Below are 15,940 nucleotides of genomic sequence, written 5' to 3' on the forward strand. Positions count from 1 at the left end.
TATCTTGTAACCCGAAAGCTAACGTACCCCTACATATTGTGTTTGAGCTACAATATGTAGGTAGACCATGATCACAAAGCCGTAATCAAATTTACAAAAATTACATAAAAAAGCGGCTTTAATCAGTTTTGTTAGGGAAATGAAGCAGAATGAACCAACAACTTACCGTCACCAAGCGTGATGGCCGCAAAGAAAATATTGATCTGGATAAGATCCACAGAGTCATCACATGGGCAGCTGAAGGGCTGAACAACGTTTCGGTCTCTCAGGTAGAATTGCGTGCTCACATTCAGTTTTACGATGGCATTACGACATCAGATATTCACGAAACGATCATCAAATCAGCCGCTGACCTGATTTCGGAAGAGACGCCGGATTATCAGTATCTGGCTGCTCGTCTGGCCGTATTCCACCTGCGCAAAAAAGCGTATGGTCAATATGAGCCACCAACGCTGTACGATCACATCTCTAAACTGGTAGAGATGGGTAAGTACGACAAGCACCTGCTGGTAGATTACACCAAAGCTGAACTGGATGAGCTGGACGCCTATATCGATCACCGTCGTGATCTGAATTTCTCTTATGCAGCCGTTAAACAGCTTGAAGGTAAATACTTCGTTCAAAACCGTGTGACCGGTCAGATCTATGAGAGTGCTCAGTTCCTCTACATTCTGGTTGCGGCGTGTCTGTTCGCTAAGTATCCGAAGGCAACGCGTCTTGACTACATCAAGCGCTTCTACGATGCGACGTCAACGTTTAAGATCTCTCTGCCAACACCGATTATGTCTGGTGTTCGCACACCAACTCGTCAGTTCAGCTCATGCGTACTGATCGAATGTGGTGACAGCCTGGATTCAATTAACGCAACGGCTAGCTCAATCGTTCGTTATGTGTCACAGCGTGCTGGTATTGGTATTAATGCGGGCCGGATCCGTGCTCTGGGTTCTGAAATCCGTGGCGGTGAAGCTTTCCACACCGGTTGTATCCCATTCTACAAATACTTCCAAACAGCGGTGAAGTGCTGTTCTCAGGGTGGCGTTCGCGGCGGTGCGGCAACGGTATTTTACCCAATGTGGCACGGAGAAGTTCAGTCCCTGTTGGTTCTGAAAAACAACCGTGGTGTAGAAGAAAACCGTGTTCGTCATATGGACTATGGGGTACAACTGAACAAGTTGATGTACCAGCGTCTGGTTGAAGGCGGCTACATTACGCTGTTCTCACCATCGGATGTCCCGGGTCTTTATGACGCCTTCTTCCAGGATCAGGACGAGTTCGAACGTCTGTACGTGAAATACGAAAACGATCCGTCCGTGAAACAAGAGCGTGTGAAAGCGGTCGAGCTGTTCTCTTTGCTTATGCAAGAGCGAGCTTCAACCGGACGTATCTACATCCAGAACGTTGACCACTGCAACACCCACAGCCCGTTTGACGCTGAAGTTGCCCCCGTTCGTCAGTCTAACCTGTGTCTGGAAATTGCTCTGCCGACCAAGCCGCTAAGCAACGTGGAAGACGATTCCGGTGAAATTGCGCTGTGTACTCTGTCTGCATTCAACCTGGGCGCGATTCAAAGCCTGGACGACTTTAAAGAGCTTTCTGAGCTGGTTGTTCGTGCTCTGGATGCCCTACTTGATTACCAAGATTACCCGCTGCCAGCTGCGTACCGTTCAACCATGAACCGTCGTACTCTGGGTGTGGGCGTGATTAACTTCGCTTACTACCTGGCGAAACACGGCGTGAAGTACTCCGACAGCAGTGCAAATGGCCTGACTCACCGTACCTTCGAAGCGATGCAGTACTACCTGCTGAAAGCTTCGGTCGAGCTGGCAAAAGAGCAAGGCAAGTGTCCTTCATTTAACGAAACGAACTACGCGAAAGGCCTGTTGCCAATCGATACGTACAAGAAAGATATCGATACTATCTGTGATGAGCCACTGCACTATGACTGGGATGGCCTGCGTCAGGAGATCATGGAGCACGGCCTGCGTAACTCAACACTGACTGCGCTGATGCCTTCTGAGACCTCTTCTCAGATTTCCAACGCGACAAACGGTATTGAGCCACCGCGTGGTTTCGTCTCTGTAAAAGCGTCGAAAGACGGCATCCTGAAACAGGTGGTGCCGGACTTCACGGAACTCAAGAATAACTACGAACTGCTGTGGAACATCGGTTCTAACGACGGTTATCTGCACCTGGTTGGTATTATGCAAAAGTTTGTTGACCAGGCTATCTCAGCCAACACGAACTACGACCCTGCACGCTACGAAAGCGGTAAGGTACCGATGAAGAAACTGCTGCAAGACCTGCTGACCGCGTACAAATTTGGTGTGAAGACCCTTTACTACCACAACACGCGTGACGGTGCGAAAGACGACCAGAAAGACGCAGTTCAACCACAAGATGACGATTGTGCCGGCGGCGGTTGTAAGATTTAATCCGACCGACATAGAATCACATTAACAGACTACCGAACGCCCTCCTCGCCTGCTGACAGGATGGAGGGCTTAAAAGGAATTGAGGCATTATGGCTTACAGTACTTTTAACCAGACCAAAAATGACCAACTGAAAGAACCGATGTTCTTGGGTCAGTCGGTCAACGTTGCACGTTACGACCAACAGAAATACGAGATTTTTGAAAAACTGATCGAGAAGCAACTGTCGTTCTTCTGGCGTCCGGAAGAAGTTGACGTGTCCAGCGACCGCATCGACTACAACAAGTTGCCAGAGCATGAAAAGCACATCTTTATCTCGAACCTGAAGTATCAGACTCTGCTGGATTCTATCCAGGGCCGCAGCCCGAACGTCGCCTTACTGCCGTTGGTGTCTCTGCCAGAGCTGGAAACCTGGATCGAAACCTGGTCTTTCTCAGAAACCATCCATTCTCGTTCGTACACGCACATTATCCGTAATATCGTCAACAACCCGGGTGTTGTGTTTGATGACATCGTTGAAAACGAACACATCCTCAAGCGTGCAAAAGACATTGCGCACTACTACGATGATCTGATCAAACTGAGCAATGACTATCACCGTTACGGCGAAGGCCAACATCAAATCAACGGTGAAACCGTATCTGTCAGTTTGTATGAACTGAAGAAAAAGCTTTACGTATGTCTGATGTCGGTCAACGCACTGGAAGCGATCCGTTTCTACGTCAGTTTTGCCTGTTCTTTTGCGTTTGCGGAACGTGAGCTGATGGAAGGTAACGCGAAGATCATCAAGCTGATTGCTCGTGACGAAGCGCTACACCTGACTGGCACTCAACATATGATCAACCTGCTCCGTAATGGTCAGGATGACTTCTCATTCATTCAGATTGCTGAAGAGTGCAAACAAGAGTGTTTTGATCTGTTTAAGGAAGCTGCAGAGCAAGAGAAAGAATGGGCGGAATACCTGTTCAAAGACGGTTCAATGATCGGCCTGAACAAAGACATCCTGAGCCAGTACGTTGAATACATCACCAACGTGCGCATGCACGCTGTTGGTTTGCCTGCTGCTTACCCAGAAGCCACATCGAATCCGATTCCTTGGATCAACGCCTGGTTGTCGTCGGACAACGTTCAGGTAGCGCCTCAGGAAGCGGAAATCAGCTCTTACCTGGTTGGTCAGATTGACAACGAAGTAAACGCGGATGACTTCGAGGGCTTCGAGCTGTAATGGCCAATATAAAAATCAACAAAATCACTTCCGTTGAATCCAATCCGTCCAATACTCTGCTGGAAACGATGGAGCAAGCCGGATTGGAACCAGAATACAACTGCCGTGACGGGCATTGCGGAGCATGTCGTTGCAACCTGGTTTCTGGTGAAGTCGAATACGTTGGTTTTGCCATGGCGTACACGCAAGGTGATGAGATATTACCTTGTATCTGCCGAGCGAAGACAGACCTTGAGGTCGACAATGTCGTTTACCGACTCAAAGAAAAACGCGCCTGACGGCGCGTTTTTTTATGCTCTTTTTTCTGTTCAGAGGTCAAACATACTGGGCGGAGCTTCCCATCAGAATTTCATCTGCGATATCCATTGATACGGCCTTATGGGCAATCTCTCTTCCATCATCGTCAAACAGTGAAAGTTGGAAACCCTGATACGCGCTGTGCTCTTCCATCTGGGGAGTTTTGCGCCACAGCGACACAACATCAAAGCTGTCGTTGCTGAATGTCTCACCCAGTACCACTTTCTGACTTGCGACTTTATACCAGACAATAATTTTTGACTGATGGAACATGATTGCCTCCTTGCGAATCACTAGCCGGAGCATTCAGTTTACAATCAATTTCCTATAACTAAAGGCTGAAATTTGACCCGATTAAGGGAGTCATTATTAAATCAATCGCTTAGGAGTTAGAAAGATTCCTTATATCAAATAATGTGAACTTGAGTGCCTGTAATAAGTTTTATATTCATCGGGTTATAAGCGGCGCCCCATCAGCCGCCGCAGCCTGATTCAGTATTGCAGTTGCTCCGCTGGGACAAAAATGTCTTTGACCCGGCCAACCGAGCTGTAGCTAACAAACATGGGCTTTTTCGCCAAATAGCGACGCAGCATATCCAGTGCCACCGTACTGATCAATAAGCGCTGATTTTCGCGGTTATACTGCCGACTGAACGTTAGCACCTGTCCCCACTCTCCCTGAGGCGTCGCCAACGCCACAGAAAATTGATTATCTGTGACTTTACCGGTCACCAACGACAGCTCTGTCGAGCACTTCTGACGCGTTGCACCGGCGAGTGCCAGTGTCGCAGCCAACGGATCCTGCTCGTCATCGCCCACCGACACGGCGCCGCCGAGAATCCAGCCGTGACCACACCATTTTTCGGCCGCGGCTTCCGACTGCAACCAATTGGACAACCAGCCACCCGTTGACTGTTCGCTGGTCGAAAGCGATAGCTGAGCATCATCGATCAAACTGGCAATATGCTGAATCATCGGCTCATCGATACTGACCACGTGAGTGTCAATTAACTGATTAATGATCTTCATGATCCCCAGCTTGTTACTGAGATCCCCTTTCGGTCCGAACAGCTTCACCTCAATAAACGGCAAATAAGAGCGATATCCAAGCATGTAGCCCGCCGGTAACTGCACCCGATCGAGTTTGTCCGATAGCGCCGATTCCGATGTCCCAAATGTATAAAACCGACTGCATTCCAAACCAGCCTGCTGAGGGTAACGCTGTTTCAGATCGGGTAGGATCTGCTGCTCCACCATCATCTTAAACTCAGATGGGACACCAGGTGTGAAATAGAACAGACAGTCATTAATCAGCATCGAAAAGCCACAAGCAGTACCAATCGGGTTGTCGACTAAGGTGGCCTTCTCGGGCAGCATGGCTTGTTTGATGTTGCTCTCTGGCATCACCATCTTGCGCTGTGCGAAAAAACCCTCCAGACGCGCCTGCCACTCAGGAAACAGCTTCAGAGACTGCTCACCCGCTTTTGCTGCCGCCTCACTGCTCAAGTCATCACTGGTTGGTCCGAGTCCACCATTCACCACCACCACTTGGTTGTTGAAGCTCAGCATCATTAGTTCTTCTACCAGCGATGATAGCTCGTCCCCAACAGTCGCGCGTTTTGACAGAGGAAATCCCGCCTCAAAAAATTGTTCCGAAAGCCAGGCGGCGTTGGTGTCGACAATATCGCCGTGAAGCACCTCTTCACCTGTGCTCAGCATTGCAATTTTTAACATCTGTTCATTCCTCTGCGAATTCATTCGTTACGTCGCCTATCATCACACAATTTGCGCAAGAAAAAACCCGTTTTGTAACAAACATTTCACCTGTTGGTTGCTTATACTCGCAGGCACAGTTCGCGCCTCTTAATCCACTGCCGTTCTGTGCTCACGAACTCTCCCCCTCATAATAACAACCGCGATTACTTTTCTGTGCCCGCGCTAAAAGAAACCAGAAATTACGCTGCCGATAGAGTAAAAACTTGACTGAAATCAAGCTCCCAACACGGGTTGCTTCTACACTTAAGAACATAAGGACAATAAAACAGAGAGTTATGTTTTACTCAGTAGGAGGCTTAGTATGACCAGCACATTCATTGTCAATTTCGTCGGCAAAGCGACTCCAGCAACGATCAAAGAATTGGCTGCTATCACCCACGAAAATGGCGGTAAATGGTTGATCAGTAAAGTGAACTTTATTGAAGACCAAGTCGCTGCTGTGATTAAGGTTGAGCTGCCCACCTCAAACGAACAAGTGGTGAAACAAGCGTTTCAGTCCCATCCGGATCTGTTGGTGCAGATTGTGGATTCAGGCAGTCAGGCACACCGGGAAGACACCATCTACCACCTTCGTCTGGACTCCAATGATCGTGCCGGTATTGTGAATGACATTACCCACATTCTGGATAACCAGGGGGCTCACATTCTGGATATGGATTGCCAACGGGTCTTCATTGCTGGCGGTGGTGGTGTCAGCTCCAGCTTGTTTACCGCTAACGTCGCAATCCGGTTACCCGCCGAAGTACAGATCGAAGATGTCGCGAATGAACTCGAATCACTCAGTGAAGACATCAAAGTGATGGTGGAATCCTGATACCCGTCCCTGATATAAAAAGAGCAGCCAATGGCTGCTCTTTTTCTTACACCGCGATTCAACCGCTTACTTCACCGACCATTGCGACAGAGAACGTTTAAAATCGGCGTATTCAAACTCGTTCAGCTTCTGAATCTCACCCGTTGAGCGCTCACAATACACCGATGGCATACGCAGCCCGTTGAACCAATTCAGTTTCACCATGGTGTAACCGGCACTGTCAAGAATGTGCAGCTTCTGACCGATTGTCAGGGGCTGCTCAAAATTCGCAACACAGAACTGATCGCCTGCCAGACACGAACAAGAGCCAATAACGTATTCATGTTCGCCCTGTTCAGACGCTTCCAGCACCGACGCAGGTTCGTTGTAGATCAACGTGTCCAGACGGTGCGCTTCAGTGGCAGAATCCACAATCGCGGTTTTCTTCACGTTCTCGACAATGTCCACGACCGTTACCACCAGATCGGTGGTCTTAGTGATGATCGCTTCTCCCGGCTCCAGATACAATTGTACCTTGTGTTTGTCAGCGAACGCTTTCAACGCCAGGCCAAGTTTTTCAATGTCGTAACCCGGCCAGGTAAAGAATACCCCACCGCCCAGGCTCACCCAGTCCAGTCGATTGAGATACTCGCCAAACTGTTCTGAGATTGCATCCAACAAAGCCACAAATGCATCCACATCTTTGTTTTCACAGTTCATGTGGAACATCACACCATGGATACTATCAAACACTTCAGGCTTGATATGGTCCATCTGAACACCCAGTCGGGAGAACTGACGCGCTGGGTTTGCCAGATCCTGACCAGCGTAACTTACTCCCGGATTCAGTCTCAGCCCCAAAGACGTTTTGCCTTCCACAATGTGACGATACGCGGCTAACTGAGACTGAGAGTTAAAGATCATCTTGTCACAGATGTCCGCCACCTCACGAACGTCGTCTTCACTGTAGCCCACGCTGTAAGCATGTGTTTCACCACCAAAAGTTTCGTGGCCCAGTTTGACTTCAAACGGGCCAGAACTGGTGGTGCCGTCCAGGTAAGGCTTAATGATGTCAAACACGCCCCAGGTCGAAAAACACTTCAGTGCCAAGACCAGTTTCACGCCCGAAATGTCTTTCAGTTGTTTGGCTTTTTCCAGATTCGCGATCAACTTGTCTTCATTGATCATGAAGTAAGGGGTTTTCAGGTCGCTTTTTTGCATTTCTACGGTCACTCTAAAATCGAACAAAGCCGACGCTTGCGCGTCGGCTCAATTTACAGGCTGTTACTTGAAGCAAATTACTTCAAGATCTGGATATCAGGCTGCTGAGGCTCCAGCTCCTGCACATGCCAGTCAAGGCCAATGCCAGGCATAGTTTCCAGGAACGGATCCGGATCCAACTGCTCCATGTTAAACACGCCTTTCTCTGCCCATTTACCACGGAAGAACTGCAATGCGGCAGTGATCGCCGGAACACCCGTCGTGTACGAAATCGCCTGATGTTCAACGTCGTCATACGCCACTTCATGATCCGCGTTATTGTAGATAAACACGCTGCGTTCTTTGCCGTCTTTCTTACCTTGCACCCAGGTACCAATGCAGGTTTTCCCTGTGTAACCTGGTGCCAGCGATGTTGGATCTGGCAGCAACGCTTTCAATACGTGCAATGGCTGAACCACGGTGCCGTCATGCAGTGTCAGTGGTTCCGGACTTAGCAGGCCAATATCACGCATGCAGTTGAAGTAGTTCAGGTATTTATCACCGAATCCCATCCAGAACTCAATACGCTTCGCCGGGATGAACTCTTTCATCGAACGAACTTCATCGTGCGCCATGGAGTACACTTTGTGTTTACCCACCAGCGGGAAGTCGAACTCAAACATACGTGAGTGACATGGCACTTGTTTCCAATCGCCATTTTCCCAGTAGAAAGAGTCACCCTGGATTTCCAACATGTTGGTTTCCGGGTCAAAGTTGGTCGCAAACTTCTTACCGTGATCACCCGCGTTTACATCCATCACGTCGATGGTGTCGATCTCATCAAACAGATGTTTGACCGCGTACGCGGCAAACACAGACACCACGCCCGGATCGAAACCCGCACCCAGAATACCTGTGATACCCGCTTCTGCGAACTTCTCACGGTAACCCCACTGCCAGTCATAAGCCTGAGGTACCTGTTGGCCTTCACTGCACAGGTCTACCGCGACAGAAGTGTCCAGATAAGAGACTTTGGCGCGGTAGCACGCTTCCATGATAGGCATGTTTACCCATGGAGGACCCGCGTTGATCACCAGATCCGGTTGAACTTCCTGAATAAGAGCAACCAGTGCATCCACGTCGTCGGCGTTCACAGCACGCGCTTCGAGTTTTTTCGATGAGTCTTTCAGGTTGTTTTTGTTCTGAATCGATTCAATGATCTTTTCGCACTTACCAACGGTACGAGATGCGATTGTGATATCGCCCAGTACATCGTTGTTCTGCGCTGCTTTATGCGCAACAACCCAACCAACACCACCTGCACCTATTTGTAGAATTGCCATTATTCCTTACCCTTATTTCGCCAGCTCAACTGCCAGCTGGTTTATTTCAGTTAAAAGTTTTTCGAAGTCTGACAACGTCAGACATGGATTTAAGATAGTAAATTTCAGCGCTGACTGACCATTTACTGTCGTCTCACCCAAAACAGCGACACCGCGAACCAGCGCTTCGATACGAACTTTCTGGTTCAGTTTATCCACTCCCTGAGACGCTTCCTGAGTTGAGCGGAACAATACCGTCGACAAAGAAGGCTCAGCCAGCAGCTCAAAGCCCGCATGTTCACGAACCATCTCTGCGACCTGTTGAGTCTGCGCCAACAGGTGATCGTACATCTCACCTAACGCTTGCGGACCTACGCTTTGCATCGTCATGAAGACTTTCAACGCGTCAAAACGTTTTGTGGTCGCAACCGACTTGTCTACCAGGTTGGGTAACTCGTCGTGCTCACGGTTCAGGTAATCCGCGTGATGCAACAGGAACTTGAAGTTGGCTTTGTCATTCACCAACAGCGCGCCGCAACTGATGGTTTGATAAAACAATTTGTGGAAGTCGACCGACACGGAGTTGGCACGCTCGATCCCCTTCAGACGAGCCTTATGGCTGCTCAGAATCAATGCACCACCGTAAGCGCCGTCGACATGCATCCAGATCTGATGCTTGGCTGCGACATCGGCAATAACCTGCAGATCATCAATCGCACCGTGATCAGTGGTACCCGCGGTACCGACCACAGCAAATGGGATCAGGCCATCCGCTTTCGCTTGCTCAATCACGCGCTCCAATTGGCTGGCGTCCATAGTGCCATCAGGCAACGCATCAACGGTCAACACGGCTTTTTCACCCAGCCCCATCCAGGATGCCGACTTTTGTACCGTAAAGTGTGCTTTTGCCGAACAAACGATGCGCAGTTTGTCGGCATAATCCGGCAAACCCAATTTCTGGATAGAATGACCACTCAGCGTATCGGCGATCCAGTCACGGGCCAACATCAGCCCCATCTGATTACTCTGCGTACCGCCGCTGGTGAAAATACCGTCCGCGCTATCGCTCATTTCGTATTTGTCGCACAGCCAGTTGATCACTTTCTGCTCGACATAAGTGGCAGATGACGCCTGGTCCCACGAATCCATAGACTGGTTGAGTGCTGCAATCATGGCTTCGGCCGCAATGGCAGGCATCAGTGGCGGTGTGTGCAGGTGCGCAATGCACCCCGGGTGCTGCGTGAAAATGGCGTTTTTTGCCACCAGCTCAGTGGTGCTGTCAATAACGGCTTTCAAACTGGTTTGAGTGGCGTCCAGGTTCACTGCATTGATCTGTGCTTCCAGCAGTTTCGGATCCAGGCCGGAATACGGCTTATCAACCTGTTCGAAAAGCTGTTTCATTGCCGCCGTGGTGTGATTCATTACCGACGCAAACTCATCCGCGCCGTACTCACCCGTATGAACAAAGTGTTTGCTCCACCCTCTGTTCTGAGACCCCTCTGCCAGGCCACCACCAGCGGCCAGAATAGCGTCTTCCAGTACTCGCAGGGCAAAGTCAATTTGTTCAAAGCTGATGATAAGTGGTGGCAGGAAGCGGAGAACCGAACCTTCGCGGCCACCTTTTTCGACCATCAGACCACGTTCGAGTGCAGCACGCTGGATCCTCAGCGTCAGTTCGCCGTCAGCCTGCGGTTCACCAAATTTATTGCGAGCGCCTGATGGGTCCTGAATTTCAACACCCAACATCAGGCCTTTACCGCGCACTTCGGCGATGCAGTTCACTCGGCTCTGGATCTTCTCCAGACCGTGACGCAAATATTGACCAGCGATATTCGCGTGCTCTACCAGGTTGTCACGTTCCATGATTTCCAGCGCTTTCGCACCAGACACCATCGCCAACTGGTTGCCGCGGAATGTTCCGGTATGCTCGCCCGCCTTCCAGGTATCAATCGATTTGTTGAATACCAGAATCGACATTGGCAGACCACCACCAATCGCTTTGGACAGACACAGGATATCCGGATTAATGCCAGACTCTTCAAACGCGAAACGGTAGCCAGATTTGCCAACACCACACTGAATTTCATCGAAAATCAACAGGATGCCGTGCTCATCGCAGATACGGCGCAGCTCACGTAGCCAGAACGCAGGCGCCGGAATTACGCCACCTTCACCCTGAACAGGTTCAACGATGATTGCCGCCGGCTTCATGATGCCGGCTTCATCATCCCCGAGCAGACGCTCGATGTAACGGATGCTTGCTTTGGCACCTTCATCACCACCCAGTCCAAACGGGCAACGCAGGTTGTATGGGAATGGCATAAAGTGCACATCTGACATCAGGCCAGTACGACGCGCTTTAGTGCCCAGATTCCCCATCATACCCATCGTACCGTTGGTCATGCCATGGTAAGCGCCACGGAACGCAAACATGGTGTTGCGCCCTGTGGTTTGCTTAGCCAGCTTGATTGCCGCCTCAACGGCATCGGCACCCGATGGGCCACAGAACTGAATGGCCGAATTTTTGGCAAACTGCTGCGGCAGAAACGCCTTCACGCGCTTGATAAAATTGTCTTTAGCTTTCGTTGTAATATCAAGTGTTTGATACGGCAGACCCGAATCCAGTTGCTCTTTCAGCGCTTGGTTAATTTCTGGGTGGTTGTACCCTAGCGCCAACGTGCCAGCCCCCGCCAGACAGTCCAGAAAGATTTGACCACGGGTGTCTTCTACCAGAGCACCATAAGCCCGTTTAATCGCAATAGGAAGACGACGTGGGTAAGAACGTACTTCAGACTCATGCTCTGCCTGATCCTGTAAAATCTGGTCAGGCGTGAGATCGTATGTGCCTTCAACAACCGGCACTTGAGTGGAAAATGTCGATACAATGCTGTTTTCGACTTCAAAGGCTGTGCTCATTTATATGTTACCTTGAAATAGAGAAACCCAACTCACTTCTGCCATCACCATCCAGAAATGAGGTGTAAAAATGCCTTCCGATTTCACGAAAAGTGGATACGGAATAGCGGCCATCAAACCGATGACAATGTGAGAATCAGTAGATCAAGGTTCGGTTATGCTACTGTTTTGTAAAACAGGGCATTTACGAGGAATGAGGCTGATTAAAGTGCAGTAAACGTTAAGTGAGTTCAATGTTGGGTTTCCCATTCGCTGCCGCTCCCGCGACATTAAGTATCCCGTCTATCGACAAAAGGCTTTGTCGATACCTACCCTACGTAGTGTCGCAATCAGCTGAATGTCACTACGCGTATCCCCCAGAAATCGTCTGCTTTATACAACGTCCGAGATTGCGCGGGAAAGTAGCATAAATTGAAACTAGCTTGCAATATCTTTTAACACCCCCTCTATTAACAAATTCATTAACATAGTGTTTTATTCTTAATTTTCATAGACTAAGCATAGAGTATCGATTCTCAAAAATCATATAAATTTGATAAAGATCACACTCGAAATCGCATCAAAAAAAGCAACTTAAAATCAACAAATTACCTAAGTCTGTTCAAACTTAAGTATGATAGGCCCAATGCACAAACTGAGTCCTATGCATTAGCAGAATCAACAATAAATTCAACCATCTATTTCCCCTAACCCTCGTTTCTTTACTAAGCTTTGTCTGTTAACCGCCACCAACCAAGTTGCGCAGGGTGCATCGTCAGGCCCTTCCACTTGTGAACAGGAGATTCGCAGTGAACTGGAAAAAACAGATGATTGTGAGTTGCCTATTGGGATACTGCTTTTCCGCTCAGGCTCAAACCCTAGAGCAGGCCGTTGCCATAGCACTCGCGACTAATCCAGATATAAAAAGTATTTTCAACGAATATCAGAGTGCGCTCAAACAGCATGACGCGTCAAATGGTGCCTACTTGCCCAGTATCGATTTGGATGCAGGGATTGGTTACGAAGGGATTCGCCCTGCTGATTCCACTGGCCAGAACGATACCGACCTGACCCGAAAAGAAGCCACGGTCTCACTCACACAGCTATTATGGGATGGTTCTGCGACACTGAATGATATGGATCGGACGGCGGCGGACGCCGAATCCACCCGATTACAATTGATCGCTGATGCACAAGACATGGCACTAAAGGTCGCGCAGGTTTATCTGGATGCCATCAAAGCCGAAGAAGTGCTGAAATTGTCAGAAAATAACCTCCGCGTTCATAAAGAGATTTACAAAGACATCAGTCGTCGTGCTGAGTCTGGCATCGGCTCCACTGCTGACGTCTCCCAAGTCGAAGCGCGGATAGCCAAAGCACACGGTAACCTGCTGGCTGCGCAAAACAACCTGTACGACACGCACACGCAGTTTCGCCGTATCGTCGGCCAGGAACCCCTGGGCCTGACCTATCCCCGAGCCGACATTTTTAAGCTACCGCCAACCATGACCCGTGCGATGGACGTGGCGTATGAAAAACACCCGGTCATTCAGATCGCTAAAGCCGATATCGACTCCGCCCGCTACCAATACAAGCAGTCCAAGGGCCCTTTCTACCCAACGCTGTCGATAGAAGCCAGCCAAACCTGGCGTGATGACGCAGGTGGGGATGAAGGACGCAGTGATGAAACACTGGCCATGCTACGCATGCGCTACAACCTGTATAACGGCGGCTCGGATCAGGCACTGTCCGAAAAAGCGGCCTCACAGCTCAACAAAGCCAAAGACTTACGCGATAGCGCTTACCGCCAGGTTGAAGAAGGACTGCGCCTCTCCTGGAGCGCGTTGGACTTGACCCTGCAACAAAAAGAGTTTTTGGCCGATCATGTGGATTCAGCGTCAGAAACCGTGATTGCTTATGAAAAGCAATACCGGATTGGTCAGCGAACCTTGCTTGATTTACTCAACACCGAAAACGAATTGTTTGAAGCACGCAAAGATTACCTCGACGCCCACTACTCAGAGCAATACGCCAAGTATCGGGTAATGAATGCTACCGGTGCCCTACTGGACGCACTGCTGGTTGATATTCCACCTGAATGGACCGAAAAAGTGGAGTATTAAGATGGATAAAAAAACCTTAGTAATGGCCATGATAGCCAGTTGCGTTGTAAGTCAGGCGGTCATGGCGGAAGAAGAAGAGTATCCATACATGGACACACCAGTCGCATTTCAGGTCTCTGATCTCATCGACGATGATGCCGATGGCGTCATCAATGCGCGTGACTTGTGTGCGGATACCCCACCTGGCGCCCTGATCGACAACGACGGCTGTGGTGAAAAAATCCTGATGGAAGAGTCTCGCCAACTGCACATCCTGTTCGCTAATAATTCATCGGTCATTGAGCCGAGTTTCAACGCACAAATCGCCAACATGGCGCAGTTTCTGAAAAAATACCCTGGTGCCTCAATCGAGGTACGCGGCTATGCGAGTAAAGTCGGCTCCGCCAGTCATAACCTGGCATTGTCCCAACAACGGGCGGAAGCAGTACGTAGCCGATTAATCGGCTACCAGGTTGAACCACAACGGGTAGCCGTCGTGGGCTATGGCGATACAAGGCCTGAAGTCAATCAAGACACTTCTCAGGCGCATGCAGCCAACCGACGGGTGACCGCCACCGTAGTTGGATTGGACGAAGAAGTCATCAAGGAATGGACCATCTTCTCAACCCGAAGCCTGTAACAAAAAACGCCCCGATATCGGGGCGTTTTTTAGCTTACGCTTTCTTAGGTAATGACAGGTGCAACAGGATATAACCCACCACCGCTGCTGTCGTCGAGCCCATTAGGATCCCGAGTCTGGCGTATGTGTCGTAATCGGCATTCGCAGCGCCAAATGCCAACGATGAGATAAAGATCGACATAGTGAAACCAATACCACACAACACGGACACCGCAAAAATGTGTTTCATGTTGATGCCTTCTGGCAATTTGGCCACGCCCATTTTGACGGCAGCCCAACTGAAGCTGAAGATACCCAGTGGCTTACCAATAAGCAGACCCAATGCTACGCCCAGTGGCAGCATCGACGTCAGCCCGGCCATCGAAACGCCTTCCAGTGAGATACCTGCGTTGGCAAAGGCAAACAGCGGCAGAATACCAAACGCAACGTAAGGGTGCAGCGCATGCTCCATGTGTTTCAGCGGAGAACGTTCTCCTTCATTGCCCTTCAACGGAATTGCAAAGCCGATCACAACCCCAGCGAGTGTCGCGTGGACTCCAGACTTGAGTACCGCCACCCACAAAATAGCACCCACGATCATGTACGGGGTCAATTTAGTCACGTGTTTTGCATTGAGCATAAACAGTGCACCCGTCATAATAAAGCCAACAACCAACGCCAATGTCGACAGATCACCGGTGTAAAACAGGGCAATAATCACCACGACACCCAGGTCATCAATGATCGCCAGCGCCAACAGGAACACCTTCAGACTCACGGGTACACGCTTACCCAGCAGCGCCATGATACCCAGTGCGAAAGCAATGTCTGTCGCCGCCGGAATAGCCCAGCCCTGAATAGCTGCCGCATCACTGGCATTAAACAAAACGTAAATCAGTGCCGGTGCCAGCATTCCCCCCACTGCCGCGATCGCCGGAAAGATAGCGGTTTCTTTCGATTTCAACGCGCCCTCTAACAGCTCGCGTTTTACTTCCAGACCAATCAGCAGGAAGAAGACAGCCATCAGACCATCATTAATCCAGTGCGAAACTGACATACCAAACACATAACTGTGCAAAAACCCTTGATAAACATCATTCAAAGGTGAGTTCGCAATAGTCATCGCAATTGCTGCAGCGATAACCAACAGAATGCCTCCTGCAGACTCCATTTTGAAAAAATCGCGAATTACATCACTCATGAAAAAAGCCCTTATTCTTATTATGTTAATAAATGATTAACAAACAATATACTGAGTGTATCGACTGACGGAATGATCGA

12 protein-coding genes are annotated in these 15,940 nt (G+C 49.6%); 6 read left to right on the top strand and 6 right to left on the bottom strand.

From position 1 onward, the window contains the following. The first annotated feature begins 149 nt into the window (after positions 1 to 149). The 3 genes from nrdA (at position 150) to yfaE (ending at position 3,933) form a co-directional block, all read left to right on the top strand. Positions 150 to 2,432 carry a class 1a ribonucleoside-diphosphate reductase subunit alpha gene (nrdA, locus tag CAG65_RS00050; RefSeq protein WP_161451351.1) on the top strand — a complete coding sequence of 761 codons (2,283 nt, stop codon included), beginning with the start codon at positions 150 to 152 and terminating at the stop codon, positions 2,430 to 2,432. 89 nt (positions 2,433 to 2,521) lie between these two features. Continuing rightward, positions 2,522 to 3,655 (top strand): class Ia ribonucleoside-diphosphate reductase subunit beta, encoded by a 1,134-nt coding sequence (gene nrdB, locus CAG65_RS00055; RefSeq protein WP_021705453.1) that lies wholly within the window; start codon positions 2,522 to 2,524, stop codon positions 3,653 to 3,655. Continuing rightward, positions 3,655 to 3,933 (top strand): class I ribonucleotide reductase maintenance protein YfaE, encoded by a 279-nt coding sequence (gene yfaE, locus CAG65_RS00060; protein WP_021705452.1) that lies wholly within the window; start codon positions 3,655 to 3,657, stop codon positions 3,931 to 3,933. The genes nrdB and yfaE overlap by 1 nt, the downstream gene beginning before the upstream one ends. A 37-nt stretch (positions 3,934 to 3,970) precedes the next feature. Here yfaE and CAG65_RS00065 read toward each other — a convergent pair whose 3' ends face one another. Beyond that, entirely contained in the window at positions 3,971 to 4,225 is a 255-nt protein-coding gene (locus tag CAG65_RS00065) for a hypothetical protein (protein WP_021705451.1), read from the bottom strand. 219 nt (positions 4,226 to 4,444) lie between these two features. After that, the gene (locus CAG65_RS00070; RefSeq protein WP_161451354.1) at positions 4,445 to 5,686 is read right to left on the bottom strand and encodes a CinA family nicotinamide mononucleotide deamidase-related protein; all 1,242 of its coding nucleotides are present in this window, start codon (positions 5,684 to 5,686) and stop codon (positions 4,445 to 4,447) included. Positions 5,687 to 6,029: 343 nt separating this feature from the next. Between CAG65_RS00070 and CAG65_RS00075 the strand changes: the two genes are divergently transcribed. Next, a complete protein-coding gene (locus tag CAG65_RS00075; protein ID WP_021705449.1) occupies positions 6,030 to 6,542 on the top strand; it encodes a glycine cleavage system protein R in 513 nt (170 codons plus the stop codon). Between the two features lie 66 nt (positions 6,543 to 6,608). Here CAG65_RS00075 and nspC read toward each other — a convergent pair whose 3' ends face one another. From nspC to CAG65_RS00090, 3 genes are all read right to left on the bottom strand, one after another. Continuing rightward, complete coding sequence (gene nspC, locus CAG65_RS00080; protein ID WP_161451356.1) at positions 6,609 to 7,742, bottom strand: carboxynorspermidine decarboxylase; 1,134 nt, start codon at positions 7,740 to 7,742, stop codon at positions 6,609 to 6,611. A 77-nt stretch (positions 7,743 to 7,819) separates the two neighbouring features. Next, positions 7,820 to 9,064 carry a carboxynorspermidine synthase gene (locus CAG65_RS00085; protein ID WP_021705447.1) on the bottom strand — a complete coding sequence of 415 codons (1,245 nt, stop codon included), beginning with the start codon at positions 9,062 to 9,064 and terminating at the stop codon, positions 7,820 to 7,822. Between the two features lie 12 nt (positions 9,065 to 9,076). Continuing rightward, on the bottom strand, positions 9,077 to 11,959 hold the full coding sequence (locus tag CAG65_RS00090; RefSeq protein WP_161451358.1) for a pyridoxal phosphate-dependent class III aminotransferase: 2,883 nt from the start codon (positions 11,957 to 11,959) through the stop codon (positions 9,077 to 9,079). Between the two features lie 806 nt (positions 11,960 to 12,765). Here CAG65_RS00090 and CAG65_RS00095 point away from each other — a divergent pair. Continuing rightward, a complete protein-coding gene (locus tag CAG65_RS00095; protein ID WP_161447699.1) occupies positions 12,766 to 14,061 on the top strand; it encodes a TolC family outer membrane protein in 1,296 nt (431 codons plus the stop codon). A 1-nt stretch (position 14,062) separates the two neighbouring features. Beyond that, complete coding sequence (locus tag CAG65_RS00100) at positions 14,063 to 14,680, top strand: OmpA family protein (protein ID WP_161447688.1); 618 nt, start codon at positions 14,063 to 14,065, stop codon at positions 14,678 to 14,680. A 34-nt stretch (positions 14,681 to 14,714) separates the two neighbouring features. Here the strand turns inward: CAG65_RS00100 and nhaA are convergent, their stop codons facing one another. Further along, on the bottom strand, positions 14,715 to 15,860 hold the full coding sequence (nhaA, locus tag CAG65_RS00105; protein ID WP_021705443.1) for a Na+/H+ antiporter NhaA: 1,146 nt from the start codon (positions 15,858 to 15,860) through the stop codon (positions 14,715 to 14,717). Positions 15,861 to 15,940: the final 80 nt, after the last annotated feature.

It is taken from the genome of Vibrio sp. V39_P1S14PM300 (assembly GCF_009904765.1).
Lineage (GTDB): Bacteria > Pseudomonadota > Gammaproteobacteria > Enterobacterales > Vibrionaceae > Vibrio > Vibrio proteolyticus.